Genomic DNA, 24,093 nt, shown 5'->3' with positions numbered 1-24,093 from the left:
ATGGATTTACAACTATCATAGAACGTTATATTGTCAAGTGACAGGCGCGACTCTATTCTGAAGAAGTAGCACAGTGGAAAATCCGACAACGCTAAGAATGATGGGCGATCCCCGTCGCTCTTTTAGTTTACGATGATTGAACAGTTCCACTTAGTCATGGAGAGACGAAATGCCGATCGCTGTGGGAATGATTGAAACGCGGGGATTTCCGGCTGTGGTGGAAGCCGCAGATGCGATGGTGAAAGCCGCTCGTGTCACCCTGGTTGGCTATGAAAAGATTGGTAGCGGTCGCGTGACTGTTATCGTTCGGGGCGATGTGTCCGAGGTGCAAGCTTCCCTGGCAGCAGGACTGGAATCAGTCAAGCGCGTCAACGGCGGCGAATCTGTATCGAGTCACATTATTGCGCGTCCGCATGAGAACCTAGAATATGTCCTACCGATTCGGTATACCGAAGCGGTCGAACAATTCCGAAGTTAGCGTGGTGCGATCGGGTTTGAGTTTGAATTGACATCGTTTTTTGATTGGAAGGGAGAATTACAATGGCTATTGCAGTTGGCATGATCGAGACGTTAGGGTTTCCCGCAGTTGTGGAAGCCGCAGACGCAATGGTCAAAGCTGCTCGTGTGACCTTGGTGGGATACGAGAAAATCGGAAGCGGTCGCGTGACCGTGATCGTGCGGGGCGACGTTTCAGAAGTGCAAGCTTCGGTCGCGGCTGGAATTGAAAATGTGAAGCGCGTCAACGGTGGACAAGTGTTATCCACTCACATTATTGCGCGTCCGCACGAAAACCTCGAATACGTGCTGCCGATTCGTTACACCGAGGCAGTTGAGCCGTTCCGTGAGAGCGTGAGCGGCATCCGTCCGCTGAACCGTCCATAATCCCTGATGCAAATTGCAAAAGTTCGGGGAACCGTTGTCAGTACTCAAAAAGAACCGAGTCTAAGAGGGGTGAAATTCCTCTTAGTGCAGGTTCTCGACGAAGAAGGGCAGCCCCTTCCGGTGTATGAGGTGGCTGCTGACAACGTGGGCGCAGGGGTCGATGAGTGGGTGTTAGTGAGTCGCGGCAGTGCAGCTCGTCAGGTTCCCGGTAGTGAGAATCGTCCGGTTGATGCTGCTGTGATCGCCATTATTGATACGGTGAGCGTGGATAATCGCCCGCTGTACAACAAAGGAACTCAGTACTAAGGTTTCGGATTGCTGAATTTGTCCTTGTGGGTCAGGCATCTTGCCTGACATTGAAAGCAAATCTGAGATTGAGAGCAGATTTGATATTAAGGGCAGGCAAGATGCCTACCCCACAGTTGGAGGATTCAGCATTTGAGATCCAACCTTCTTCTCCCTGCACAGTTTGTTAGCTTGCTCGTGCGGTTTTGTTAGGAGAAAGATTATGGCAGTCCGTAGCGATGCGGCTCCGCCTACTGCGCGATCGCGAAATCTTGCCGAGCCGAAGATTGATCAATCGGCGCGTGTCCATTCGTTTTCTAATCTGATTGGCGATGTGCGAATCGGAGCGAATGTCACGATCTCGCCGGGAACCTCAATTCGGGCGGATGAAGGCACTTCGTTTTATTTGGGAGCGCGATCGAGCGTCCAAGACGGAGCGCTGATTCACGGTTTGGAGCAAGGGCGGGTCGTTGGGGACGACGGGAATTCCTATTCGGTCTGGATTGGAAAAAATACATCGATCACCCACATGGCGCTGATTCACGGACCTGCCTATGTAGGTGACGATTGCTTTATTGGGTTTCGATCGACGGTGTTTAACGCCCGAATCGGAAACGGGTGCATTGTGATGATGCACGCCTTGGTTCAAGATGTGGAAGTGCCGCCTGGGAAGTATGTGCCGTCTGGTGCAGTGATTACAACTCAGCAGCAAGCCGATCGATTACCGGAAGTCAGTGAGCGCGATCGTGCTTTTTCTTCCTATATTGTGGGCACTGCATCGAAATCAAGTTCTCAAAGTGCGGCTCCGGTTCGGAGTGCCGCCAAGTCCGTGACAGATGTTAAAGCTGGCAGTAGCGCTACAGAAAATGGGTCAATTATGAACGGCGAAGTTATCAACCACGTTCGGCAATTATTAGCGCAAGGCTACCGAATCGGAATGGAACACGCGGACAAGCGACAGTTTCAAACCAGTTCTTGGAAGAGTTGTGCACCCATTCAAGCGACAAACGAATCGGCTGTGTTGGCAGAGTTACAATCCTGTCTTGCAGAACACAGCGGTGAGTATGTTCGCTTGATTGGGATTGATACGAAGAATAAGAAGCGGGTGCTAGAAGCGATCATTCAGCGTCCCGGTGATAAGCCTGTAAGTTCGGGATCGAGCTATTCGGCTCCGTCGTATAGTGCTTCAAGCTATAGTTCGAGCTACAGTTCGTCCTCGAATGGCAATGGTCATAGCAGCAGCGGACTCGATCCGGCTGTCGTGGCACAAATTCGCCAAATCTTGTCGAAAGGCGGTCGCGTCGGAACTGAACACGCGGACAAGCGCCAATTCCAAACCAGTTCTTGGAAGAGTTGCGCTCCGATCCAGACGACGAATGAGTCTGCGGTGATGACTGAGTTACAGCGCTGTATGTCACAGCACAGCGGCGAGTATGTTCGCTTGATCGGCATTGACACTCAGAACAAACGTCGGATGCTCGAAACGATCATTCAGCGTCCCGATGGTAAACCTGTTGCTCAACCGACTTCGCACGGTTCATCGCATCATCAGCCTGCGGTTCATCACACAGTGGATGGCGCGATCGCGGGTGATGCCGCCGAGCAAATTCAGCAACTCCTGGCACAAGGAGCGGTGATTGGTTTGGAATTTGCTGATGAGCGTCGATTTAAGTACGGTTCTTGGAACAGTGCACCAACAATTCAGGCGGGTTCTGCTTCTCAAGCAGTTGCGGCTCTCAATTCGTTCCTCGCTGAACATCGCGATCACTATGTCCGCTTAGTCGGTGTTGATCCGAAACAGAAAAAGCGAATTGCAGAAAGTGTGATTCACCGTCCAGGAAAGGCTCATAGCTCTAACGGCAACAGTTATAGCAGTTCCGCTGCTTCTGAACCGCCGATGTACAACGAACCTTCGAGCTACAAATCCGCACCTCCGCTTTACACACCTTCCAGCAATGGTAACGGTCGTCTCAGTCCTGAAACCGTGAATCAGATTCGTGATCTTGTGCGTCAAGGCTACAAGATTGGGGTTGAGTTCGCAGATCAGCGACGCTACAAAACCAGTTCTTGGCAGACCGCAACTTCGATTCAAACGACCCGCGATGCAGAAGCAATCTTAGAGGTTGAAGCTGCGATCGCGAACTATTCCGGTCTATATATCCGCTTAATCGGCATTGATCCGAAAGCAAAGCGGCGTGTAGCTGAAATGGTGATTCAACAACCTGCTAAGTAGTTCACTCTGATGCAATCGCCGCCTCTACAGTTAATGCCCGTGAGTACGACTCACTACTTTGTGAGTGGAGATGTCACGGTTCACCCAGGGGCAGCGATCGCACCAGGCGTTTTGCTGCAAGCTGATCCAGGTAGTCGAATTGTGATTCATCAAAGTGTTTGTGTGGGACTGGGAACGGTGATACAGGCGCATGATGGCACGATCGAGGTCGGAGAAGGGGTGATCATCGGGGCTGGGGTGTTGTTAGTTGGTGCGTTGACTGTTGGCGATCGCGCTTGTGTGGGATCGGGGACAACGGTGATGAATCGACAGATTGAAAAAATGTCGATCGTGCCTCCAGGGTCGTTGCTGTGTGAAGAACTGCGATCGGCTGCGGTAGAAGCACCGACTGAAGAAGTGTACGAGCCTGGTTTTTGTCCGCCACCACCAAAACAGAAAATTGAAGAGCTTGAAGATGTTTGGCAAGATTCAGCGCCACGAATCGAAGAGATTGCACAAACAAACGGATCAAAACCGGATGCTGCTGAAGTGAATGGAGCGAAGCCAGCGGAAGAGTCAGATGAAATTGAAGCTCCAGGTTCACAGGATGGGCAGGTGTATGGACAGGCGTATGTGAATCGACTGTTGGGTAAGATGTTTCCGAATCAGCGATCGCTCAACAATAACGGTGATTCGCCTCAATAAGTTTTGCTAAACCGCACTATCCCGCGAGTTTGAGCTTTTGCGAAGATGCTCAATAAATTCAGGATAATTGTCTAAGTCTTCTGGAGACTGCAAAGGCGGCATCTCAATCCAATTTCCCTCTGCGTGTAATTTGTCCACATAAGCATAAAACGCTTCTTGATCCTCTCGATGATGGAGAACATAAGTGCGTAAATCTGTTTGACTCATTGATTGAAAATCAGGTTTGCTCATCCGATGTACCTCCACTTGCCATTAGGATAGATTTCTATACTGTTTTCTTCACCTGCTAGAAAGAAGATATTGCCTGTGCGATCGTCGATTCAGACAATGTAGATCGGCAAGTAAAAATTGCTGAACCGAATACATAGATTGAAGCACTGTTCTTTCTGGGCTATCGTAGGAATCCTGGACACACTCGTACCACACTCATTCGTACAAGTGTAGCATCTTACTTTGGATCAGATTTAATAGGGCGATCGACCAATGGATACCCAACTAAACTATCAAGCGATTATCAAGAAAGTGCTTCAGGAACACGCGGACTATCGGGCGAAGTTTCCTGATGGGTATGACTCGCAAGTTCTGTTTGATGACGATCGAGGACAATATTTAGTTTTAGATATTGGTTGGAACGGTGATAGTTATCTTCATGCCACACCGATTCATTTAAGCTTAATCGAGGATAAAGTCTGGATTCAATACAATGATACCGAGGAAGGAATCGCTATGGATTTGGTCGAAGCGGGTATTCCTAAATCAGCGATCGTGCTTGGATTTCGCCATCCCAAACTGCGGCAGTATACAGGGTTTGGGATGGCGTGAAAAAAGCGAGTTGAAATTAGGGAAGTAGTGACCATCGGGTCATGGTCAATCAACTCAATAGATAAGTGAGTTAAGCAATGTCAGCTTCAGCTACCTGTAAAGTGTCTACCACCTCTGAAGAATGTTCAATGTTCTTCTCAAAAATCTCGCTCGCCTTTTTACCAATCTCGCGAGTAGAGTAGTTTGACCAAGTAGCCATTGCTGCCGCGCCTACAATTGGTAGCCATTTGCCGACCATTGAGCTGATGAATCGCTGTACAACTTGACCAGCGATAACTTGGACAACCTTTGGGAAGAGTCTGGCTGAAATCTGTTTGATTAGAACTTTTCCACCATACATGACTAACACGCCCAATCCACCCCGTCCTATAGCGTATGCAAAAACAGTAGCCAAAAGATCCTTGTCCAAGAATTCTTTTTTGCCGTACGCTACACCAAGATCGTAGATCATCACTACCTGATTTCTGACGATCAATAAAATCTCTGGAATTGCAGCAGCCATTCCTAAAGGACCAGGAATGATGTTGAAGCCGCCAGAGATTACGGAGTTTGTATTAGCGTATCCAGAAATGATAGATCGAGCATCGCGCTGGGTTGGAATCTTTTCTGGATTAGTCAAGTAATACTTCTTTCGCTCTTCCACCACCGACTCAAACAATCCAATCATCTTTTCTGTAAGCTGATCCTGCAAATTCGCTGTATCGATCGCCATAAAAGCCTCTTGAGTTCTTGTAGAAGAGTGCCCTGCTCAGATAGAAAACTCTCTGGACTTATCAACCAACTCGTCTTTGTAATTGATCGCTTAACTCAGTATTCGCCGGAAAAAGTTGATCGCGCTTTGTCTGATTGACCGAGTGCTGCGATCGCAATAATCAGCCTCTATGGAGCGTATTCCTCAAAATCCTCTAACGGCTCATCAAAATCATCCGATATTTTTATCAAGCCCTTAGCACTTCCAAATTTAGGAACTTCTGCTTGATCAATATCCTCGAACAGTTGAGCAAGCGGTAAAGTCTGCCCGTTCATCGCTTGCTGCCAAGATTTGCGGAAGCTTTCTGCTGAAAATTCTGTGTTGTCTTCCATCGATGTGTGTCTCTTCACCTGATTAATTCTGACTCTGAGCCATCAAAGGTTCAACCTGTCGAATTTGGTTCCAATCAATCACAGCAACCCATACTTTCTCTTCTTCTGAAAATTGGACAACGCCATCCACTTCCAAATCTTCACTGTAGAGCGTGAGCGGTTGACCATTTTCTAGCTCTGCTTGCTGACGCGCCAAATCCTCGATCGCGCCAATACAGTTCAGCCGTAAGCGTCCCTGTTCATCGGCATTGTGAAAATCAACGAACACTCTAGAAACACTCATAAATCACTCCTGTTCAAGAAGATTACTGCGATGGATTTGGGATTGTCGGAGTCAGAAGAAGACTAATCTCATCAGGAATCAAACCCGTTAGTGTTGCGTGGTATGGACTCCTCCCAGACGTTCGGATGACATCGCCTCCCATCTCTCGAACTGATCCAACTGTCGTTACACCGACTTGTCCATGCGGAACCGATGCGGACAATTCTTCAACAGAAAGCCCTTCTCCACATTCTACTGAAATTCCTGTAATGCCACTGGGATGAGTTCCAATGCTGCGTCGAATATCTTCAGGGCGATTGCGTCCACCTCGAACGACGATCGCTTCGTCTGGAATCCTATCCACAAGCTCGTTTGGTCTAAATAATGTACGTGCTACACTTTATCAGAAAGCGACTTGTTCTTAGAAGTAGAATGAGGATATCGTCTACAGCCTTTTCGAGTTGATGACAACGCGACAACCCCGCTACAGCAAAGAAGAATTTTCGCGACGTGGAAATGAAATCTACGATACTCAACTACGATCGCAAGTCGAGCCAGAAAACACGGGCAAAATCATTGCGATCGACATTGAAACAGGAGCCTTTGAAATCGCTGAAGACAGCCTGAGCGCTGCAAAGAGGTTGTTGAAACGTCATCCTGATGCTCAAATCTTTGGAATTCGGATTGGACATCGTGGCGTTCACCGCTTTGGGTTTCGCGCTCCCACAACTTCCGTATGATGAATGGGCGGGTGAATGCGAATCGAGAAGCGATCGTACAATTTGCAGTGTTGGGTGAAAACCGTCAAGCTCAAGGAATTCGAGCAGTGATTGATACAGGTTATACGAGTTTTCTGACGTTGCCCTCAAGGATTATCACGACGCTGAATTTAACTTGGTATATGCAGAAGGCGTTTTAGGGGATGCAAGCTTATGTATGTTCAATGTGTATGAAGGTTTTGTAATTTGGGATGGTCAGATTAGAACGATCGAGATCAATGAATCAGAGACAGACCCCTTAGTTGGAATGGCACTACTTGAAGGCTACGAATTGAACATTCAAGGCGTTGCAGGTGGAGAGGTAACGATTAGACGGTTGGTGTTTCCTTGATTAGCGTGGTTTGTTTTAGTCAATCGCGATTCACATCCTTAATGAATTTGTGCTTAAACGCATTCACAGGGCTGTTTTTGCGGTTGCAGTCGCGCCAAGATTTGCTTTAACACCATCGCTGTCCAGTCAATATCTTCCTCGATCGTATATCGTCCCAGGGTTAGGCGGATTCCTGATTTTGCAGCTCGATCGCTGTGTCCCATCGCTAATAAAATTGGACTTGGCTTTAATGTGCCACTACTACAGGCAGCCCCTGCACTAATGCCAATTCCCGCAAGATTCATTTGCCGCACGAGAACTTTTCCGTTTAGGGTTTCGCCATCCGCATCGGGTAAACAGAAACTCACATGATGCGGTAAGCGGTGAATCCGATCGCCAGTTACAACCAATTCAGGCACATCCGAAAGCTGATCGAATAATCGATCGCGTAATCGAATCAATCGCGGGGTTTCGGTGGGTAATTCTTGGGCGCTTAATTCCGCAGCGATTCCGAAACTTGCGATCGTAGGTAACGCTTGAGTGCCCGATCGAAGTTTTCCTTCCTGTCCACCTCCACCGAGCAGCGGCACTAATTCCACACCTGGATGAACATAGAGCGCTCCAGCTCCTTGAGAACCGTAGAGTTTGTGGCTCGAAAGCGAGAGTAAATCGATCGGTAGCTGTTGAACATCGATCGGCAATCTTCCCGCGACTTGAACGGCATCGGTGTGGAAGAGTGCCCCATGATTGCGAACGATTTGACCGAGTTGGGCGATCGGTTGAAGGGTTCCGACTTCGCTCTGCCCGTAGATGATGGAGACGAGAACCGTGTTCGATCGCAATGCAATCTGTAAATCGGTAGGATTTACTTGTCCGAAAACGTTGACAGGTAGGCGTGTCACTTCCCAGCCCCATTGCTCTAGAAGTCGGGCGGGTTCTGAGATGGCAGAATGCTCCACGCGCGAAATGATGATGTGCTGCGGTGTGCTGTATTGGTGCGCGATGCCCATGATGGCGAGATTATTCGATTCAGTGCCGCCAGAGGTGAAGACGATCGATTCTTCGGGTGCGTTGATCAGTCGAGCGACTTGAACCCGCGATCGTTCTAGAACTGTGGCGGCGCGATTTCCCCAGACGTGCAGGCTCGACGGATTACCCCATTGCTCTGTCAAAACTTGCTGCATCAGCGCGATCGCTTCGGGTCGTGTGGGTGTGGTCGCACTGTAATCGAGGTAGATTTGCATGAGCGGTGTTGACTAGAGAAAAATGGGTATGCTACGGGTGCTGTTTTGAAAATAACAGCTTCGTTTTGTGGGGCAATCTAGCTTGTGGATAGACTCAAACACTTTCTCCAGTTTAGTCTCTGTGTGGCACTGTTGACGGCATGTAAAGCGGCTTCTTCGTCGAATGTTCGTCTAACTTCGCTGCCACAAGATCCGAATATTCAGGTTTTCATGAATCAGGATCAATCGGCTGAATACACGGAGCCATATCGGAAAATTACGCGATCGGGCAGTGATTTAGAGCAAGTTTTAATTCAAACCATTGCATCTGCGACTTCGAGCATTGATGTCGCAGTTCAAGAATTTCGGTTGCCGAATGTGGCGAAGGCGTTGCGCGATCGAGCGGCATCTGGGGTTACAGTTCGAGTGATTCTAGAACATGAGTATGCTCGTCCTTATAGTGCGTATACGAGAGCGGAGATTGAGAAGTTACCAGAACGAGAGAAAGCGAGATATGAGGAAGCGCGATCGCTAATCGACCAAAATCGAGATGGTGAACTGAGTGAAGAAGAAATTCGCGATCAAGATGCGTTAGTAATTTTAGATAATGCAAAGATTTCACGAATTGATGATCGGGCTGATGGAAGTCGCGGCAGTGGGTTGATGCACCACAAATTTATGGTGATTGATGGGAAAACCACGATCGTCACTTCGGCTAATCTCACACCTTCTGATGTTCACGGTGATTTCGCACGTGCTACCAGTCGTGGAAATGCAAACAATCTTTTGAAAATTGATAGTGTTGAACTATCACGGGCATTTACTGAAGAATTTGAATTGATGTGGCGCGATCGCAAATTTGGAGTCAAAAAACCCGCTCGTCCCGTTCAACAGTTCAAGATTGGCGAAACTCTGATTGATCTGCATTTCTCTCCAAATTCTGCCACTGTGCCTTGGGAGCAGACCTCGAATGGTTTAATTGCAAAGACACTACAACAATCCACGCAATCCATTGATTTAGCTTTGTTTGTGTTTTCAGATCAGGATTTAGTCAATTCGATCGAAACTCGTACTAACATTCGAGCCTTGATTGAACCAACATTCGCCTATCGATCGTATAGTGAAGCTCTAGATATGTTAGGAGTGGCACTGAGTGATAGTTGTAAGTGGGAACTGAACAATCGACCCCGGCAAATCCCGCTGAAAACTGTTGGTGTACCGCAGCTTCCACCCGGAGATTTATTGCATCACAAGTTTGGAATTGTCGATCGACAAACAGTGATCACAGGCTCACACAATTGGACGGATTCAGCGAATCGGGATAATGACGAAACGCTATTGATCATTCGCAGTTCAACTGTTGCTGCACATTTTCAGCGGGAGTTCGATCGACTCTATGCAAATTCAATTCTGGGTGTTCCTCCTGCAATTCAACGAAAAGTAGAAGCACAACAAAAACAATGTCCTCCGACCGCAAGAACAGAGGGTCGGGTGAATTTGAATACTGCGACTCAAGCTGAATTAGAAGCGTTACCGGGAGTAGGTGCGGGATTGGCAAAACGAATGATTCAAGCTCGACCGTTTCACTCTCTTGAAGATCTCGATCGCGTTCCTGGTGTGGGTAAAAAGTCGATCGAGCGACTACGCGATCGCGTGACTTGGTAAGGTTTCAAATCAACTTCTAATCGCAAATAATACCAGTGTCTCGTTCTTCGACGTGGCATTCGATACGAGAAAGATGACATCGCTTGATGCGGTAAAGTTCTCGAACTGTTTGCAAATCACGCGGATGTCAAAGGTATCTGATACAATGAGCGGCGTTGTCAACCGATGTACATCCTTTGAGTCAGTCGATCGACGATCTACCCAAGGTAGACGATTTTTTACAAGAACTAGCCACGATTCAGCAAACCGGGTCTAAGCGAATCGCCATTCTCGGTTCGCGTCACGTTCCGATTACGCACCAAACGCTAATTGAAATGATGACTTATGCCTTGGTGCTGGAAGGAAATCGCGTGATTACTTCAGGTTCGACCGGAACCAATTTTGCGGTGATCCGGGGTGCATTAAGAGCCGATCCGTCGATGCTGACGGTGATTTTGCCGCAGGGACTCGATCGACAGCCACGCGAATCGCGTGACCAGCTTGAAACCGTCATGCACTTAGTCGAATGTCCTGAAAACAATTCGCTCTCTCTCGGTGAAGCTAGTGCCCTTTGTAACCAAGAAATCATTTCTCGCTGTCAGCAGTTGATTTCTTTTGCGTTCCACGATAGCCATACTTTGCTGCAAACCTGCCGAGATGCGGAAGACCAGCGCAAAGTTGTGACCTTGTTTTATTTTGATTAATTTATGTTGTTTGGATTCCCTGTTCCGAGTTTGCTCCTGATTGCGATCGCGGTTGCAGTCGTTTGGATCTATCTGCCGTTTCTGGTGGTTGGTTATGCACGGGTACAAATGGGCTACACCAAAGAAATGCAATCCGCTCCTCGTGCATTCTTTGACCAATTGCCCGACTATGGAAAACGTGCAACCTGGGCACATCAGAACGCGCTAGAAGCGTTTCCGATTTTTGCAGCGGCGGCACTGATGGCATATATCACGAATCAAACTTCGGAAGTCGCAGGATGGGCAGCGATTCTGTGGATTGTTGCGCGATTTTTATTTCCGATATTTTACATTTTGAACATTCCCATTGGGCGATCGCTGATGTTTGCGGTCGGGTCACTTTGCAGCTTTACGCTAATCGGACTAAGCTTGATCAGCACGCTCTAACAGCTTTTTGTTTATGGCTTCTACATTTTCGTTTGATATTGTCAGCGACTTCGATCGCCAAGAACTCGTCAACGCGATCGACACTACAAAGCGCGATGTCCAGAGCCGCTACGATCTCAAAGATACGAAAACAGAGATCGAACTGGGTGCGGATTCGATCGTGATTAATACCGACAGCGAATTTACGCTCGATGCGGTGCACACTTTGATGCAACAACGGGCGGCGAAACGGGAGTTATCTCTGAAGATTTTTGACTATGGCAAAGTAGAGTCAGCAAGTGGAAGCCGCGTTCGGCAAGAAATTAAGCTGAGAAAGGGAATTAGTCAGGATATCGCGAAGCAGATTACGAAAATTATTCGCGATGAGTTCAAAAAGGTTCAGGGTTCGATTCAAGGCGATGTGGTTCGGGTTTCTGCGAAATCGAAAGATGATTTACAGGTCGTCATGCAGCGAATGAAGCAGGAAGATTTCCCAGTGGCGTTGCAGTTTACAAATTATCGATAGATTGATGAACCTCCAGTCATCCTGGAGGTTCTTTTTTAGGTTTGTGAGGTTCTTCTGGTTTGTAAAGATGCGATCGAGTAGATCGCGATCGCACTCCAAATCAATAAAAACGTCACCGCATGAATTCCAGTAAACGGCTCTCGATACACAGCAACTCCAATTAAAAGCTGAAGAGTCGGAGCAAGATACTGAAAGAATCCCAGAGTCGAAAGCTGTAATCGCTTTGCGGCATTGTTAAACCAAAGTAAAGGAAGTGCGGTGACAACTCCACAGCCGATTAATAATGCACTAACACGCCAACTGGTTCCAAAACTTCCAGTTCCGGTTGCTCCTACATAACTGATGTAGGCAATCGCGATCGGAGTTGCTAACAAGGTTTCTACCGTCAATCCAACGATCGGTGTTACTGTGATCAGCTTACGGAACAGTCCATACAAGGCGAATGAGAACGCAAGCGCGATCGCAATCCAGGGAACTTGTCCAAAATGCCAGATGAAATTGAAAACCGCGATCGCGGCTAGTAAAACTGCAACCTTTTTCGCACCGTTCAGCTTCTCTTTCAGAATCACGGAGCCGAGCGAAACTGTCACCAATGGATTGATGTAGTAGCCCAAACTGGTTTCAACAATCTGACCAGAGTTTACGCCATAGATATAAATGCACCAATTTCCAGCGATCAGTGTTGTGGTGAGGAGCAGAGACGCGATCGCTTTCGGGGATTTCCAAAGCTGGCGAAATTCAGCGATTCGATGTTGTGCAACGAGCAATCCGATCAACAACACCATCGACCAAACAATCCGATGACAGACTAACTCCACAGCGGGAACTTGCGTAAGAAACTTCCAGTACAAGGGAAACAGTCCCCAAGCTGAGTAAGCCAGAATCGCGTAAATCGCTCCAGATTTCGAGGCAGAATGAACTTTCAAAACAGTGACGCAATGAACAAGCTGAAATTCTAACAATTGATTTCAGGCAACATCCAGATACAGATCGGTTGAAATCTGACAGCACAGTGAATTCTAGCGGGCGACATGTCGATCGATTTTGTATTCGCGCTAACATAAAGAAGTTTTGATAATAGGCATCAATCATGGCGCGATCGCGGGGGCAACTTCAAAAACTAGGGGCTTATCTTCGTCCACATTGGCGAGATGCAACTTTAGGCGTTTTGGCGTTGCTGGTTGTGAACTCGATCGGGATTTACATTCCGCTACAGATTCGGGATGCGGTTGATAAACTGAGTGTTACGTTTAGCGTTAACGAAATCTTATTTTATGCGCTTCTGATTCTGGTGCTGGCATCGGTAATGTGGGTGATGCGAATGACATCCAGAATTTTGCTTTTTGGTGTCGGTCGTCAGGTTGAATTTGATTTAAAGCAGAAGATCTTTAACCATTTGCTTAAGTTAGAACCTGCCTATTTTGCTGCTAATACCGTTGGTGATTTAATTAACCGCGCTACAAGTGATGTTGATAATATTCGCAGATTGTTAGGGTTTGCGGTTCTCAGTTTAGCAAATACGATATTCGCGTATGCGTTAACACTTCCTGCAATGGTTGCGATCGATGCCCGATTGAGCTTAATGGCGCTTTCGGTGTATCCGTTCATGCTGATTTTGGTGAGTTTATTTAGTAACCGATTGCGATCGCAGCAGTTAACCGTTCAAGAAGAACTCTCGACTGTGAGTGAATTAGTGCAAGAAGATATGAGTGGGATTGCACTGATTAAGATTTACGGTCAGGAAGAAAACGAGCGACGCGCTTTTCGAGAATATAATCGATCGCTGTTGAATGCCAATCTTAAACTCGCGCTGACTCGAAATATTCTGTTTCCAATTTTGCAAGGAATTGCTTATGGAAGCGCGTTGATTTTGCTGTGGTTCGGAGGCGGTTCGATCGCTCGTGGAGAAATCACGGTTGGAGATTTCATTGCACTGCTGATTTTTGTCGAACGATTAGCGTTTCCGACGGCATTACTTGGATTCACGATTACGGCATATCAGCGAGGGGAAGTGAGTATCGATCGAATCGAAGCAATTTTATCAGTTGAACCAAAGATTCAAGATGCGAAAGATGCGATTCCGTTACCTGTCGCGCAAGTGCAAGGAAAGTTAAGCGCGAAGGATTTAACGTTTCGCTATCCGGGTAGTTCGCAACCGAATCTCGATCGCATTAACTTTGCCATTTCTCCGGGTGAAACAGTGGCGATCGTCGGTGCGATCGGTTCCGGTAAATCAACGTTAGCGAACGCATTACCCCGATTGTTAGATATCGATCCGAATCAGTTATTGCTGGATGGGTACGACATTACCGATTTGCGATTAGAAGATTTGCGAGGTGCGATCGCATACGTCCCTCAAGAAAGCTTTCTATTTAGCACTACAATCCGTAACAACATTCGCTACGGTAAGCCAATGGCTGAACAAGACGAAGTGGAACTTGCTGCGAAGATTGCTCAGATTCATGGCGAAATTCTCAACTTTCCGCAGCACTATGACACGATCGTTGGTGAGCGCGGCATTACCCTATCCGGTGGACAACGCCAGCGAACTGCACTCGCACGAGCTTTATTAGTCGATAGTCCGATTCTGATTTTGGATGATGCGTTATCGAGCGTGGACAATCAGACGGCAACGCGGATTTTGAAGAATCTATCAGAAGGAACGGTTCGCAAAACAGTTGTGTTTATCTCACATCAACTCTCAGCGGCAGCAATGGCGGATCGCATCTTTGTAATGGATCAAGGACGAATTGTGCAGATGGGAACGCATGGTGAATTACTCGATCACGCGGGACTTTACCGATCGCTGTGGGATCAAAACAAATTAGAAGAAGCTTTGCAATAAGTCTATTGATAGAGGCTGCGTGTTTAATTTCTTCCCCATGTTCCCTTCTCTGGACAGAGTGAGATCGCGATTTACCTCGGTTAATTTGATTGCATTAGAGCATCTACAGTAGCAAGGCTGACATTTTTATTACAGCACTCTAGAGCAATCAAATTATTGAGAAATTCAACATGACAAATCCGAATCAAGGCGATCGCTACGATCGCACAAATCATCCTGCCGAAAATCAACCCGATAGCTACAGTAGCGGTTATGTAGACGATCGCGCCGTCGAACGGCAACGGTACGAAACTGCCCAGCAGGTTAGAGATGAGAACAATACCGCAAACGGCTTCTTGATTGGAATTCTACTAACAGGCTTAGTACTGGGTGGTGCTGCACTGGCATATTTTGCGACACAACGGAGTAGCACTCCAGAAGTTCAACGAATCGTTGTTCCGAGTGCGTCCCCGTCTCCGTCACCCTCACCGGAAGTCAGAGAACGAGTGATTGAGCGCGATCGTATTGTTCCTGTTCCACAACCCCAGCAATCTTCGCCGACAGTGATTCCGGCTCCAGAAGTCAGAATTGAAGCGCCTAAAGCTCCCGCTTCTCCGGCTCCCCAAACTGCACCAACGACACCCAGCAATCAGCAAACAGAAGCTCCAAGAACTGAGCAATCGCCGTCTACACAGCCTTCTCCTTCACCTGAAGCAACCGCAAGCCCAAGTCCTAGCAGTTCAGGTCAATAATGTTCTGTTAATTGATGTGCTCCCACGGCTTTAAGTCGTGGGCTTTTTTGTGTTGGGAAATGACCCTCTTAGGAACGATGTCGATCGCTGCGATTTCGCGCTCAATAGGATCTGCCATTGAATCCATCTGCAATGCTTCACTCTGTCGAAGACCTCGTTGCGACCTCTGACTTTCGCTTAATTGTTCTGTCAGTGCTGATTTCTTTTATCGGTTCTTACACCGCGATCGACATTGCAGAACAGATCCCGATCGACTCTGCTCGATCGCGTCAATTTTGGCTGATTGGTAGTGGAATTGTGCTGGGGCTGACCATCTGGGCAATGCACTTTACTGGAATTTTGGCACACACATTGCCAATTCCCGTTGGCTATAATTTTCTGCTGCTCCTGCTATCGGTGGCGATTGCGATCAATGGATCGATCATCGGAGTCTGGATTGCAAATCAGTTTGAAGTGTGGTGGATTCTCGGTGCAGTCATGATCGGCAGCACGATCATTGCGATGCACTATATTTCAATGGCAGCGTTGCAAATGGCAGCCCGCCAAGTTTACGATCTGCCGCTGGTGTTGGTGTCGGGAGTGATTGCGATCGCGGGTTCACTCGGAGGGTTTTGGCTCTTACGATTTCGAGAAAACAATGCGATTTTTTCTCGATGGCGGCAAGTCATTGGCAGTGCTGGATCGATGGGCATTGCAATCTCTGGAATGCACTATGGCGCGATGATTGCAACGCACATTCGAGCGGCTACGACCCAATCGCCTCAGATTGAACCGATTAGTAGTCGAGTTTTAGCGATCGTCATTGGTGTTGCAGCATTACTGATTTTGACCGGGGCACTTTTGGCATCGTTTTTTGGACGGCAGTTGACTGCTGAACGGGCAAGAATCGAAGCCTTACAAATCACAGAAGCTCAGTTAGAAGAACTGGTGCGGCAGCGGACAAAAGAATTAGAACAGGAAAAATTCGCCTCTGAAGCGGCAAGTCAAGCCAAAAGCGCTTTTCTCTCGAATACCAGTCATGAGTTGCGAACGCCATTAACCGCAATCATTGGCTTTTCGAGTGTGTTGTTAGAGCAAGTGTTTGGAGCCTTGACCCCTCGTCAGCTTCAGTATGTTCAGCAAATTTCTGATGCGGGTTATCAACTTCTAGCTTTGATCAATGATTTGTTAGATTTAGCTAAAGCTGAGTCTGGGCGTGAAGTAGTTGAGATTGGTTCTGTTTCGGTAGAAGCGGTGTGTCAAGCTTGTTTTGACACGCTTCAGGGACAAGCAGAACATCGAGGGTTAGCGTTTTCGTATGCGATCGAGGCTGGAATTACAACCTGCACTGCCGATGAACGTCGTGTGACTCAAATTTTGCTCAATCTGCTCGCGAATGCGATTAAGTTCACTGAAGTGGGTTCTGTAACGCTCAGTGTTCGACAGGTTGAAAGCTCGATCGAGTTTGAGATTTGCGATACGGGAATTGGAATTGCGCCAATCGATCGAGAAAAGCTGTTTCAACCCTTTCAACAGCTTGATCAAGGCTTAGCTCGCAAATATCAAGGAACGGGTTTAGGGTTAGCTCTGTCTCAGAAGTTAGCTCAACTTCAGGGCGGTGAGATTACGGTGAAATCAACGATCGGTGAAGGTAGTTGTTTTACATTGCATTTACCTCAAGAATCACGCTCTTTAGGCTAGTCGATGTAACATTGGCTTCTGGTGTCTGATTAAGGCGCTGCGATCGTTGAACAACTTCCAGACGATCGACGCAAGCAAGTTTTAGAATTTGCGCGATCGCTAGTTCTGCAAAATCGTTAAACAAGACGATCGCAAAAACATCTGATTACTCACTCAACTCATCTTTTCCCCAGTACAATCGAGTAAATTCTGCTGCTGCGGCTGTATCGAGCGTTTCTAGTGCATCTCGAATTTCTAGAACAGACTCCGCAGAAGGTTCACGAGTTTCAGCGATCCAGCGACTGATACTAGAACGATCGATACTCATGGCGATCGCGAGTTGATTTTGGTTAATACCGTAATTCTTCAAAATTAGTCCTAGTGCTTTTCCTGCCCGTCCCATCTTTAGTTTGTGTCAACGTTTCATAAATTGAAGATGTTTCCGATTGACAACAAAACTAATGCTTCGATATGATGTTGCCAATCGGAAACACAGTAGAGCCAGTGCTTAGCAGCGACCAACTTCCAGCACTGGCTCACAATCACCATACAAAGATGGAGACAGGTATGATTATGCCTTATCAGGAGCGGCTTGCGCCTTGGATTGTTGTGCAACTTTTGCCAAAAATGCAGCGAGTTGTGCGCGGAAGGTACCGGAATCGATCGGATGCTGAAGGACATTTAACCGTATTGCGACGACAGTTGCCGTACTACGAATTTGTCATGATGTTTGATCAGGCATCGGCTTGACCCGCAGCACGACCAGCGTCATATCATCCGAATTCGGATTACCGACCCCGATAAACTGCTGCACACAGTCGAATAAGTACTTCAAAATCTGCTGCGGATCATCAAAATGCTGACATGCCCACCGGAACGCGCTGATTAGATTTTCCTCATCAAATCGCTGTCCGTACTGATTTGCGGCATCGGTGAAACCGTCGGTGTAATAGATCAGCGTATCTCCGGGTTCCAATTGCGCCTGAGCATCTTGGAACTGAGTTTCGATGTCTAAACCGATCAGCATTCCATGAGTATCCAACCGTTTGATTGTATTCGTCGCAGCGTGCCAGAGTAACGGCGGATTGTGTGCCGCATTGCTGTAGGACAAAAGACGAGTTTTCGGATCGTACTCGGAGTAAAACAGCGTCACAAACCGATTCGAGTTTTCTAAATCAGCATACATGACTTGATTCAGATGCTGAAGAATTCGGGCGGGAGAGTGACCGTTTAAAACTTCAGCCCGAAGCATTCCGCGAGTCATCGTCATGATTAGACCTGCGGGAACGCCTTTTCCCATCACATCCCCGATCGCTAAACTCCATTTCCCATCTGAATTACTCGGATTCGCTTTTCGCGTCTGTCCATAATCTGCGGGAATAAAGTCGTAATAATCGCCCCCAACTCGGTTCGCCGTTTTACAGAGTGCGGCAAGTTCAATGCCATCGATCGCGGGGCATTGACGCGGTAACAAGCGCAATTGAATATCGGCTCCAATTTCGAGTTCGCGATCGAGCCGTTCTTTTTTCTTCAGTTCGACTGTTAGTTCATCATTCTCGATCGCCACTGCCGTCTGATCCGCCACCAGTCGAACCAGTTTTTGGCGCGTTTCTGTCCAGGTGTAATCGGACTCTCGACTAAAGACGTAAAGCCGACCGCGTTCGTTATTTTTAACAAGAATTCCAGTGCCGAAGATTTGAATTTCTCCGCCTAGATGCCGGGTGATCTGGTGATCGAGCATGGCGACGACTTGAGACGATCGCGCTAAAGCCTCTCCCGGTGGCAGTCCGGTTAATGATGCTGTAATTTGACGAGTCGCAATTTCTAGCCCTTTTCGGAGTTCCTGACCCCATTTTGCGTCCTGACAATGAAGGCGTTCTAATTTCACCTGACCATTCGGGCGGAACAAAATTAATGCGCCGCCGTCAGCATCAGTAACACGACTTGCCATCAGGGGGATAAGTTCCAGAAATTGATTGAGATTGCTGAAACTGCGAAGGGCAAAACCCAGTGAACTCAGTAAATCTTGGATTTTATGCTGCTCCCGATTGAGACGTGCCACCAGTTCCTTCAAGGCGAAAACTGGAGTCACATCTGGGGAACCTGAGTTGCTGCGCTCAGGTGGTTGAGAAGAGGGACGGGGAAGGGGCACAGCAGTCATTCAAACTAGGGAGTAAAAGAACGGAGCGAGTTGCAAAAACCGAACTGACCAAATCCAAAGCGAACACTAATGTTAGCGAAGATTGCTAAAAATTGGCGTGTTCGTTGCAATTTGCGATCGCGGCTAATTTTTCAAATCTTCCCATCAGAAGCCTTTATCCATCAGCCGAATCGAACTTATCCGAGCGGTTGGGACTGATTATACACAGTTCCTTGATTTTGCGGATATTTGCAGGCTAGAACTTTCGTCTATTCTGCAATCTTTTGCCAGGTCGCATCTGTGTTGGGTGTATTCAGAAGTCACCAGAAAAAACCGGACAAAATTAAAGAACGAATTGGTCATATCCGCAGTTTGTACAGCTTACATAGTGTCCTCGCCATCGAACTAATTCCCCACAGGCTGGACAGTGAAAGCTTAAGTCGCCGTTCATCAAATTCGGTTTTGAGGGTTCTGCTTTGAGTTGTAGCTGTTCTCGGTAATTCTGAGCGGCGAGTTTTTCGGCTTGTTCGATCGTCCACCGTCGATCGGGTTTTAAGGTCGGAATGTCACGAAAGGCATTCATGATCGTGTTGTCGCCGGAAACTTTGGCGATCGTCGATGCGATCGTTTTACAACAACTGGCTGGGGTTTTGATCACTTGAGCTTCGCTGAATCGAATCACAATCCAGCCGTGATCGGTGAAGAATTGATTGCGCGATCGATCTTTCGGACAGTCTAGAAAATGTAGCGGTTTACGAGTGTCGATCGTATACGGTTCATCGACTTCGATATCGATCGCGAGATCTCGATCGAGATAAGCAAAATCCGGAACATAAGGCTGATTCAATTCGGGACGTTTCACGAGTAATTCGGTGTGAATCTTGCCGGGAAAGTATCGCCATAAGTCGCGTTCAAATTGGTTTTCCGATCGTCCGCGTCGTGCTTTATGATGAGTTCCGACTGGCGGCAACGGCGATCGGGGATTGCTTGGAAATAGGATCGTGGGCAATTTCTCCATGCTTCTATTGTGCCGCTGACCTGTAGATTTGTGTGGCACTCATGGGTAAGCTGACAACTCACGTTCTCGATACGGCTCACGGCTGTCCAGCAGCGAATTTGAAGATTGAACTTTGGTCGATCGATGCCGATCAGCGAACCCATTTGAAAACGGTGACGACGAATTCTGATGGTCGAACCGATAGCCCGATGTTGAGCGAGTCAGAAATCAAAGTCGGAACGTATGAGTTAGTGTTTGCGATCGGAGATTATTTCGCTGCAAAATCCACGAATTCGACTGAGCCGCGATTTTTCGATCGAGTTCCGATTCGATTTGGCATTTCGGATGCGGATGCTCATTATCATGTGCCGCTGTTGGCTTCTCCGTGGTCGTACAGTACCTATCGAGGCAGTTAACGCGAACTCACAGCGGAATTATTCAACAAATTTAGAAGCACTTGGCGATAAATGGCTTTGCCGCTGTCATTGAGGTGAACCCCATCAAAGGTCACTTCTTGTTTGAGAGCACGATCGCGAAATAGCGGTTGAATTTCATTCGCGATTAATTTCACATCTTGTTCCGCTGCGACTTGCCGAATTAATTCGCTAATCTCATCGACACGATCGAGGGTTCCAGCAACATTTGGGTTGTAACTCGCTTCCACTGTGGAATAGAACGCAGGAATTAAAGTAATTTCAGAAGCGCCTAACGTGCGCGTGATCGTAACAATTTGGCGGAGATTGTTTTTGAAACTGCCATTACTAATCGAAAACATCGCGTCATTGGTGCCGATCGCAATCACGGCTTTTTGACATTGCACGTTTCCCGCTTTCAACTGCTTCACTTGTTCGAGCAGGGAAACTGAACTCATGCCGCCCATTGCAAAGTTATAGTTCGACTGTCCGAGTGTATTGCCCAACCCGGACGAAATCGAATCACCGAAGATACAGCCGCTGTAGCGCTTTCCACTGCTTGCCGTGACTTGAGACTTCACTTTAGAGCGCCACCAGTCAACTGTTGGAAGCTTATCAACTTTGGGGGAAGAAATGGCTGGAAGCACAGACGGAGAACTGACAAGCAGCGCGAATCCAAGCAGTACACTGAGTTTGAAATAGCGCTTCATGTCGAACATTGCTCCATAAAGAATTCCGGCGATTAGACTTCAGTGTGATCGATTCGGCTCTAACATTTCATACCCGTAATGGTGCATATTTGACTTAACTAAAGTTAGATTTCCCCAAAGCGCGATCGCATCAGGACAGATGGAACTTTTTCTCTAGACTTTAACGAAACATTTCATTTCTTAACAAACCATAAAACGTGGAACTCATGCAAGCATAGATTCTGAATTCCAAGAGCAATATGGAATTGGGCGATCGGGCACCGAACAGCCAGATTTTACGTCGGTCAAGATAGCGATCGTATTTCACACTTGTGACGATGCGATGTCGTAATTTCAGATAAAGTTTTGACTTGTCTTTTTTACCTGTCCCGAAGCGGTGATGCAATGCTTGTACACTGTAGGGCTAGTGCATTGTAGACCGCTTGTACGTTTTGAGGTTGATAGAGTTTCTCATGCCGATTCAATTTCGCATTCGGTTCCAGCATTGGAAAAAAGCGGTTCTGATTCCGCTCTTTTTGGTGTCTTTGTTCACAGTGCTCCTCACTGGAACTCCTGGAATGGCTCAAATTGAAGTGCCGCAAATTGAGACACCCAGCGTAACTTCTCCGATCGTTTCTCCTCCAGCCGTTCGCCCAGAAATTCGTGGGGTGTGGCTGACGTTAAACGATCTCGATGTGATGAAAGACCGCACAAAAGTTCAAGACGCGATGAATCAATTAGGGCGCTTGAATTTCAATACGATTTACCCGGTAATTTGGAATTCGGGGTATGTGACTTATTCGAGTGCTGTTGCTCAACAGCAAGGGATTCAGCCGTTTGTTTATCGCGGCTCAGATGGGCATGACATTCTCGCGGATGTTGTCGATCGTGCTCATCGTCAAGGCTTGCTCGTTTTGCCTTGGTTCGAGTTCGGCTTTATGACTCCGCAGACTTCTGAACTCGCTGTGAATCATCCGGAGTGGCTCACTCAACAGCGCAACGGCGACCAAACTTCGATCAGTGGCGCGGGCGAAGTGGCTTGGCTCAATCCCTTCCATCCTCAAGTGCAGCAGTTTATTACTTCGCTCGTGGTCGAAGTGATGACTCAATATAATGTGGACGGGATTCAGTTCGATGACAATATGAGCCTGCCGCGTGAGTTTGGTTACGATCCGTACACTCGCGCTCTATATAAAAGAGAAACCAAGAAAGATGTCCCGAACAATCCAGCCGACCAAGCTTGGATGCGATGGAGAGCGAACAAGATCACGGCGTTCATGGTGCAATTGAAAAAGGCAGTTCGCGATCGTAAACCTAACGCGATCATTTCTATCTCTCCGAACTACTATGACTTCGCCTACAAGTTCCATCTGCAAGATTGGATCGCCTGGATACGACAAGGAATCGCGGATGAATTGATCGTGCAGGTGTATCGATCGGACTTGCAAAGCTTCATTCAAAAACTCACTCGCCCAGAAATTCAAATCGCCTTGCAGCGAGTTCCGACCGGAATCGGCATCTTTACTGGACAAAGAACGAATCCGGTTTCGATTCGCCAAATTCAGGAGCAAACTCAGGCAGCACGCGATCGCGGTTTAGGAGTTGCCTATTTCTACTACGAAAGTCTCTGGGATATCGCACCCGAACCCGCGAGTTATCGGCAGGCAGGATTTCAGGCGTTATTTCCAGAACCTGCTTATCGATCGTCGAGTCGGTAGGGAGTAGAGGGTGTGGGGTGTGGGGTGTGGGGTGTGGGGTGTGACAAGACAATCATCTCCCTACTCCCCACTCCCTACTTTTCTTTAGGGTGTCTTCTGAATTATGTAATGGATATGTGTCAAAATGTGAAGCGTGTGGATTACTTCTTCTCCGACTACTGCTTTAACTCCGACCGCCGTTGCCTTAGGAAACTTTGACGGCATTCATCTAGGGCATCGACAAGTCATCACGCCCGTCTTAGACAATGATGGGCAATCTCGTGCAACGGTGGTTACATTCAGTCCGCATCCAAAAGAATTTTTTAGTGGAGAACCACGATCGCTGATCACGCCTCAAGAAGAAAAAGTTCTCTATCTTGAAGAAATTGGCGTAGAGCAACTCGTTTTACTGCCGTTTAATCGAGAGTTAGCGAGCTTCACCCCGCAGCAATTTGTCGAAGAAATTTTGGTGAATCAACTTCAGGCGCGACAAGTAAGCGTCGGGGCTGATTTTTGCTTTGGATATAAGCGAACTGGAAATGCTGAGGTTCTAAAAGCGATCGCTGCAACTTTCGGGATTGGGGTGACGATCGTGCCTTTATTGAAATTCCACGGCACAAGAATTAGTAGTACTGCAATTCGAGAAGCATTGCTATCGGGACAGTTGCACACTGCAAATCGAATGTTAGGACGACCCTATCGCTTGATCGGGCAAGTGGTGACCGGACAACAAATCGGACGAACGATCGAGTTTCCAACCGCAAACTTACAACTCCTTGCAGATAAGTTAGTTCCTTGCCGTGGTGTGTATGGAGTCAGGGTTTCAGGGGTTGGGACAGAGCCAATTTTGGGAGTGATGAACATCGGCAACCGTCCAACCGTGAATGGATTGAGTCAAACGATCGAGGTTCATTTGCTCGATTGGTCGGGTGATTTGTACGGGAAAACGCTCACGGTTGAACTCGAAGAATTCATTCGACCAGAACAGAAATTTGCTTCTTTAGAAGATCTCAAAGCTCAAATTCACGCAGATTGTGAAACGGCAAGAACAGCACTGACCGCAATTTCTTGAGTTTTTTC

31 protein-coding genes are annotated in these 24,093 nt (G+C 47.5%); 20 read left to right on the top strand and 11 right to left on the bottom strand.

Annotated features, from left to right (window positions below; genetic code table 11):
• Nucleotides 1-169 precede the first annotated feature (169 nt).
• The 5 genes from NIES2104_RS10365 (at nucleotide 170) to NIES2104_RS10345 (ending at nucleotide 4,084) form a co-directional block, all read left to right on the top strand.
• Nucleotides 170-478 carry a carbon dioxide-concentrating mechanism protein CcmK gene (locus NIES2104_RS10365; RefSeq protein ID WP_058998146.1) on the top strand — a complete coding sequence of 103 codons (309 nt, stop codon included), beginning with the start codon at nucleotides 170-172 and terminating at the stop codon, nucleotides 476-478.
• 62 nt (nucleotides 479-540) lie between these two features.
• Complete coding sequence (locus tag NIES2104_RS10360) at nucleotides 541-882, top strand: carbon dioxide-concentrating mechanism protein CcmK (protein ID WP_017290237.1); 342 nt, start codon at nucleotides 541-543, stop codon at nucleotides 880-882.
• Between the two features lie 6 nt (nucleotides 883-888).
• Nucleotides 889-1,188, top strand: a complete 300-nt coding sequence (locus NIES2104_RS10355; protein ID WP_058998145.1) for a EutN/CcmL family microcompartment protein — start codon at nucleotides 889-891, stop codon at nucleotides 1,186-1,188.
• A 202-nt stretch (nucleotides 1,189-1,390) separates the two neighbouring features.
• Nucleotides 1,391-3,400 carry a ribulose bisphosphate carboxylase small subunit gene (locus NIES2104_RS10350; RefSeq protein WP_058998144.1) on the top strand — a complete coding sequence of 670 codons (2,010 nt, stop codon included), beginning with the start codon at nucleotides 1,391-1,393 and terminating at the stop codon, nucleotides 3,398-3,400.
• Between the two features lie 9 nt (nucleotides 3,401-3,409).
• Nucleotides 3,410-4,084 (top strand): hypothetical protein, encoded by a 675-nt coding sequence (locus NIES2104_RS10345; protein WP_058998143.1) that lies wholly within the window; start codon nucleotides 3,410-3,412, stop codon nucleotides 4,082-4,084.
• Between the two features lie 6 nt (nucleotides 4,085-4,090).
• On the opposite strand, the gene NIES2104_RS10340 is transcribed toward NIES2104_RS10345, so the two are convergent.
• Nucleotides 4,091-4,315 (bottom strand): hypothetical protein, encoded by a 225-nt coding sequence (locus NIES2104_RS10340; RefSeq protein WP_058998142.1) that lies wholly within the window; start codon nucleotides 4,313-4,315, stop codon nucleotides 4,091-4,093.
• A gap of 252 nt (nucleotides 4,316-4,567) precedes the next feature.
• Here NIES2104_RS10340 and NIES2104_RS10335 point away from each other — a divergent pair, with 252 nt between their 5' ends.
• Nucleotides 4,568-4,906 (top strand): XisI protein, encoded by a 339-nt coding sequence (locus NIES2104_RS10335; RefSeq protein ID WP_058998141.1) that lies wholly within the window; start codon nucleotides 4,568-4,570, stop codon nucleotides 4,904-4,906.
• Nucleotides 4,907-4,976: 70 nt separating this feature from the next.
• On the opposite strand, the gene NIES2104_RS10330 is transcribed toward NIES2104_RS10335, so the two are convergent.
• From NIES2104_RS10330 to NIES2104_RS10315, 4 genes are all read right to left on the bottom strand, one after another.
• A complete protein-coding gene (locus NIES2104_RS10330) occupies nucleotides 4,977-5,618 on the bottom strand; it encodes a hypothetical protein (protein WP_058998140.1) in 642 nt (213 codons plus the stop codon).
• A 167-nt stretch (nucleotides 5,619-5,785) separates the two neighbouring features.
• Nucleotides 5,786-5,989 carry a DUF2281 domain-containing protein gene (locus NIES2104_RS30770; RefSeq protein ID WP_072218051.1) on the bottom strand — a complete coding sequence of 68 codons (204 nt, stop codon included), beginning with the start codon at nucleotides 5,987-5,989 and terminating at the stop codon, nucleotides 5,786-5,788.
• 22 nt (nucleotides 5,990-6,011) lie between these two features.
• Nucleotides 6,012-6,272 (bottom strand): hypothetical protein, encoded by a 261-nt coding sequence (locus NIES2104_RS10320; RefSeq protein ID WP_058998139.1) that lies wholly within the window; start codon nucleotides 6,270-6,272, stop codon nucleotides 6,012-6,014.
• Between the two features lie 22 nt (nucleotides 6,273-6,294).
• Nucleotides 6,295-6,615 (bottom strand): hypothetical protein, encoded by a 321-nt coding sequence (locus NIES2104_RS10315; RefSeq protein WP_058998138.1) that lies wholly within the window; start codon nucleotides 6,613-6,615, stop codon nucleotides 6,295-6,297.
• 100 nt (nucleotides 6,616-6,715) lie between these two features.
• Here NIES2104_RS10315 and NIES2104_RS10310 point away from each other — a divergent pair, with 100 nt between their 5' ends.
• Genes NIES2104_RS10310 through NIES2104_RS33385 form a run of 3 tightly spaced genes read left to right on the top strand, consistent with a single transcriptional unit; the run spans nucleotide 6,716 to nucleotide 7,361 of the window.
• On the top strand, nucleotides 6,716-6,991 hold the full coding sequence (locus NIES2104_RS10310) for a hypothetical protein (protein WP_058998137.1): 276 nt from the start codon (nucleotides 6,716-6,718) through the stop codon (nucleotides 6,989-6,991).
• Nucleotides 6,988-7,170 carry a hypothetical protein gene (locus NIES2104_RS33390; RefSeq protein ID WP_263970941.1) on the top strand — a complete coding sequence of 61 codons (183 nt, stop codon included), beginning with the start codon at nucleotides 6,988-6,990 and terminating at the stop codon, nucleotides 7,168-7,170. The genes NIES2104_RS10310 and NIES2104_RS33390 overlap by 4 nt, the downstream gene beginning before the upstream one ends.
• Complete coding sequence (locus NIES2104_RS33385; protein WP_263970940.1) at nucleotides 7,146-7,361, top strand: hypothetical protein; 216 nt, start codon at nucleotides 7,146-7,148, stop codon at nucleotides 7,359-7,361. Before NIES2104_RS33390 ends, NIES2104_RS33385 begins: the two co-directional genes overlap by 25 nt.
• A 53-nt stretch (nucleotides 7,362-7,414) precedes the next feature.
• Here NIES2104_RS33385 and NIES2104_RS10300 read toward each other — a convergent pair whose 3' ends face one another.
• On the bottom strand, nucleotides 7,415-8,584 hold the full coding sequence (locus tag NIES2104_RS10300) for a cysteine desulfurase family protein (RefSeq protein WP_058998136.1): 1,170 nt from the start codon (nucleotides 8,582-8,584) through the stop codon (nucleotides 7,415-7,417).
• Nucleotides 8,585-8,668: 84 nt separating this feature from the next.
• Between NIES2104_RS10300 and NIES2104_RS10295 the strand changes: the two genes are divergently transcribed.
• From NIES2104_RS10295 to NIES2104_RS10280, 4 genes are all read left to right on the top strand, one after another.
• A complete protein-coding gene (locus NIES2104_RS10295; protein WP_058998135.1) occupies nucleotides 8,669-10,228 on the top strand; it encodes a phospholipase D-like domain-containing protein in 1,560 nt (519 codons plus the stop codon).
• Nucleotides 10,229-10,404: 176 nt separating this feature from the next.
• The gene (locus tag NIES2104_RS10290; protein WP_059001654.1) at nucleotides 10,405-10,911 is read left to right on the top strand and encodes a hypothetical protein; all 507 of its coding nucleotides are present in this window, start codon (nucleotides 10,405-10,407) and stop codon (nucleotides 10,909-10,911) included.
• A 3-nt stretch (nucleotides 10,912-10,914) separates the two neighbouring features.
• A complete protein-coding gene (locus tag NIES2104_RS10285; protein WP_058998134.1) occupies nucleotides 10,915-11,337 on the top strand; it encodes an MAPEG family protein in 423 nt (140 codons plus the stop codon).
• 13 nt (nucleotides 11,338-11,350) lie between these two features.
• Nucleotides 11,351-11,842 (top strand): YajQ family cyclic di-GMP-binding protein, encoded by a 492-nt coding sequence (locus tag NIES2104_RS10280; RefSeq protein ID WP_058998133.1) that lies wholly within the window; start codon nucleotides 11,351-11,353, stop codon nucleotides 11,840-11,842.
• Nucleotides 11,843-11,877: 35 nt separating this feature from the next.
• Here the strand turns inward: NIES2104_RS10280 and rarD are convergent, their stop codons facing one another.
• Entirely contained in the window at nucleotides 11,878-12,768 is an 891-nt protein-coding gene (rarD, locus tag NIES2104_RS10275) for an EamA family transporter RarD (RefSeq protein ID WP_059001653.1), read from the bottom strand.
• 164 nt (nucleotides 12,769-12,932) lie between these two features.
• Between rarD and NIES2104_RS10270 the strand changes: the two genes are divergently transcribed.
• The 3 genes from NIES2104_RS10270 (at nucleotide 12,933) to NIES2104_RS10260 (ending at nucleotide 17,098) form a co-directional block, all read left to right on the top strand.
• A complete protein-coding gene (locus NIES2104_RS10270; protein WP_058998132.1) occupies nucleotides 12,933-14,687 on the top strand; it encodes an ABC transporter ATP-binding protein in 1,755 nt (584 codons plus the stop codon).
• Nucleotides 14,688-14,857: 170 nt separating this feature from the next.
• Nucleotides 14,858-15,418 carry a hypothetical protein gene (locus tag NIES2104_RS10265; RefSeq protein WP_058998131.1) on the top strand — a complete coding sequence of 187 codons (561 nt, stop codon included), beginning with the start codon at nucleotides 14,858-14,860 and terminating at the stop codon, nucleotides 15,416-15,418.
• A gap of 132 nt (nucleotides 15,419-15,550) precedes the next feature.
• Entirely contained in the window at nucleotides 15,551-17,098 is a 1,548-nt protein-coding gene (locus NIES2104_RS10260) for an MHYT domain-containing protein (protein WP_058998130.1), read from the top strand.
• A 145-nt stretch (nucleotides 17,099-17,243) separates the two neighbouring features.
• Here NIES2104_RS10260 and NIES2104_RS10255 read toward each other — a convergent pair whose 3' ends face one another.
• The gene (locus NIES2104_RS10255; protein WP_058998129.1) at nucleotides 17,244-17,480 is read right to left on the bottom strand and encodes a helix-turn-helix domain-containing protein; all 237 of its coding nucleotides are present in this window, start codon (nucleotides 17,478-17,480) and stop codon (nucleotides 17,244-17,246) included.
• Between the two features lie 68 nt (nucleotides 17,481-17,548).
• Between NIES2104_RS10255 and NIES2104_RS10250 the strand changes: the two genes are divergently transcribed.
• The gene (locus NIES2104_RS10250) at nucleotides 17,549-17,827 is read left to right on the top strand and encodes a hypothetical protein (protein ID WP_058998128.1); all 279 of its coding nucleotides are present in this window, start codon (nucleotides 17,549-17,551) and stop codon (nucleotides 17,825-17,827) included.
• Here the strand turns inward: NIES2104_RS10250 and NIES2104_RS10245 are convergent.
• Nucleotides 17,799-19,238 carry a PP2C family protein-serine/threonine phosphatase gene (locus tag NIES2104_RS10245; protein WP_058998127.1) on the bottom strand — a complete coding sequence of 480 codons (1,440 nt, stop codon included), beginning with the start codon at nucleotides 19,236-19,238 and terminating at the stop codon, nucleotides 17,799-17,801. The genes NIES2104_RS10250 and NIES2104_RS10245 overlap by 29 nt on opposite strands.
• A 322-nt stretch (nucleotides 19,239-19,560) precedes the next feature.
• Nucleotides 19,561-20,235 (bottom strand): endonuclease domain-containing protein, encoded by a 675-nt coding sequence (locus tag NIES2104_RS10240; protein ID WP_058998126.1) that lies wholly within the window; start codon nucleotides 20,233-20,235, stop codon nucleotides 19,561-19,563.
• A 41-nt stretch (nucleotides 20,236-20,276) separates the two neighbouring features.
• Here NIES2104_RS10240 and uraH point away from each other — a divergent pair, with 41 nt between their 5' ends.
• Complete coding sequence (uraH, locus tag NIES2104_RS10235) at nucleotides 20,277-20,630, top strand: hydroxyisourate hydrolase (RefSeq protein WP_058998125.1); 354 nt, start codon at nucleotides 20,277-20,279, stop codon at nucleotides 20,628-20,630.
• Here uraH and NIES2104_RS10230 read toward each other — a convergent pair.
• Nucleotides 20,627-21,337, bottom strand: a complete 711-nt coding sequence (locus NIES2104_RS10230; RefSeq protein ID WP_059001652.1) for an SGNH/GDSL hydrolase family protein — start codon at nucleotides 21,335-21,337, stop codon at nucleotides 20,627-20,629. The genes uraH and NIES2104_RS10230 overlap by 4 nt on opposite strands.
• 452 nt (nucleotides 21,338-21,789) lie before the next feature.
• On the opposite strand from NIES2104_RS10230, the gene NIES2104_RS10225 reads away from it, so the two are divergent.
• Both NIES2104_RS10225 and NIES2104_RS10220 read left to right on the top strand, forming a co-directional pair.
• Nucleotides 21,790-23,034 carry a glycoside hydrolase family 10 protein gene (locus NIES2104_RS10225; RefSeq protein WP_082689963.1) on the top strand — a complete coding sequence of 415 codons (1,245 nt, stop codon included), beginning with the start codon at nucleotides 21,790-21,792 and terminating at the stop codon, nucleotides 23,032-23,034.
• Between the two features lie 133 nt (nucleotides 23,035-23,167).
• Nucleotides 23,168-24,085: a bifunctional riboflavin kinase/FAD synthetase gene (locus NIES2104_RS10220; RefSeq protein WP_058998124.1), complete on the top strand. Its 918-nt coding sequence runs from the start codon at nucleotides 23,168-23,170 to the stop codon at nucleotides 24,083-24,085.
• Nucleotides 24,086-24,093: the final 8 nt, after the last annotated feature.

The organism is Leptolyngbya sp. NIES-2104, from assembly GCF_001485215.1.
Lineage (GTDB): Bacteria > Cyanobacteriota > Cyanobacteriia > Leptolyngbyales > Leptolyngbyaceae > Leptolyngbya.
The sequence above is the reverse complement of the archived record's forward strand: the minus strand, read 5'-3'. Positions and strand labels throughout refer to the sequence as shown.

Coding starts and splice junctions, on each gene's coding strand:
- NIES2104_RS10225 (WP_082689963.1), top strand. CDS start 21,790: ATGCCGATTCAATTTCGCATTCGGTTCCAGCATTGGAAAAAAGCGGTT.
- NIES2104_RS10250 (WP_058998128.1), top strand. CDS start 17,549: ATGATGTTGCCAATCGGAAACACAGTAGAGCCAGTGCTTAGCAGCGAC.
- NIES2104_RS10280 (WP_058998133.1), top strand. CDS start 11,351: ATGGCTTCTACATTTTCGTTTGATATTGTCAGCGACTTCGATCGCCAA.
- NIES2104_RS10360 (WP_017290237.1), top strand. CDS start 541: ATGGCTATTGCAGTTGGCATGATCGAGACGTTAGGGTTTCCCGCAGTT.
- NIES2104_RS10240 (WP_058998126.1), bottom strand. CDS start 20,235: ATGGAGAAATTGCCCACGATCCTATTTCCAAGCAATCCCCGATCGCCG.
- NIES2104_RS10365 (WP_058998146.1), top strand. CDS start 170: ATGCCGATCGCTGTGGGAATGATTGAAACGCGGGGATTTCCGGCTGTG.
- NIES2104_RS10335 (WP_058998141.1), top strand. CDS start 4,568: ATGGATACCCAACTAAACTATCAAGCGATTATCAAGAAAGTGCTTCAG.
- NIES2104_RS10270 (WP_058998132.1), top strand. CDS start 12,933: ATGGCGCGATCGCGGGGGCAACTTCAAAAACTAGGGGCTTATCTTCGT.
- NIES2104_RS10310 (WP_058998137.1), top strand. CDS start 6,716: ATGACAACGCGACAACCCCGCTACAGCAAAGAAGAATTTTCGCGACGT.
- NIES2104_RS10320 (WP_058998139.1), bottom strand. CDS start 6,272: ATGAGTGTTTCTAGAGTGTTCGTTGATTTTCACAATGCCGATGAACAG.
- NIES2104_RS33390 (WP_263970941.1), top strand. CDS start 6,988: ATGATGAATGGGCGGGTGAATGCGAATCGAGAAGCGATCGTACAATTT.
- NIES2104_RS10340 (WP_058998142.1), bottom strand. CDS start 4,315: ATGAGCAAACCTGATTTTCAATCAATGAGTCAAACAGATTTACGCACT.
- NIES2104_RS10285 (WP_058998134.1), top strand. CDS start 10,915: ATGTTGTTTGGATTCCCTGTTCCGAGTTTGCTCCTGATTGCGATCGCG.
- NIES2104_RS10230 (WP_059001652.1), bottom strand. CDS start 21,337: ATGAAGCGCTATTTCAAACTCAGTGTACTGCTTGGATTCGCGCTGCTT.
- NIES2104_RS10255 (WP_058998129.1), bottom strand. CDS start 17,480: ATGGGACGGGCAGGAAAAGCACTAGGACTAATTTTGAAGAATTACGGT.
- NIES2104_RS10330 (WP_058998140.1), bottom strand. CDS start 5,618: ATGGCGATCGATACAGCGAATTTGCAGGATCAGCTTACAGAAAAGATG.
- NIES2104_RS10265 (WP_058998131.1), top strand. CDS start 14,858: ATGACAAATCCGAATCAAGGCGATCGCTACGATCGCACAAATCATCCT.
- NIES2104_RS10260 (WP_058998130.1), top strand. CDS start 15,551: ATGCTTCACTCTGTCGAAGACCTCGTTGCGACCTCTGACTTTCGCTTA.
- uraH (WP_058998125.1), top strand. CDS start 20,277: ATGGGTAAGCTGACAACTCACGTTCTCGATACGGCTCACGGCTGTCCA.
- NIES2104_RS10245 (WP_058998127.1), bottom strand. CDS start 19,238: ATGACTGCTGTGCCCCTTCCCCGTCCCTCTTCTCAACCACCTGAGCGC.
- NIES2104_RS30770 (WP_072218051.1), bottom strand. CDS start 5,989: ATGGAAGACAACACAGAATTTTCAGCAGAAAGCTTCCGCAAATCTTGG.
- NIES2104_RS10350 (WP_058998144.1), top strand. CDS start 1,391: ATGGCAGTCCGTAGCGATGCGGCTCCGCCTACTGCGCGATCGCGAAAT.
- NIES2104_RS10355 (WP_058998145.1), top strand. CDS start 889: ATGCAAATTGCAAAAGTTCGGGGAACCGTTGTCAGTACTCAAAAAGAA.
- NIES2104_RS10345 (WP_058998143.1), top strand. CDS start 3,410: ATGCAATCGCCGCCTCTACAGTTAATGCCCGTGAGTACGACTCACTAC.
- NIES2104_RS10300 (WP_058998136.1), bottom strand. CDS start 8,584: ATGCAAATCTACCTCGATTACAGTGCGACCACACCCACACGACCCGAA.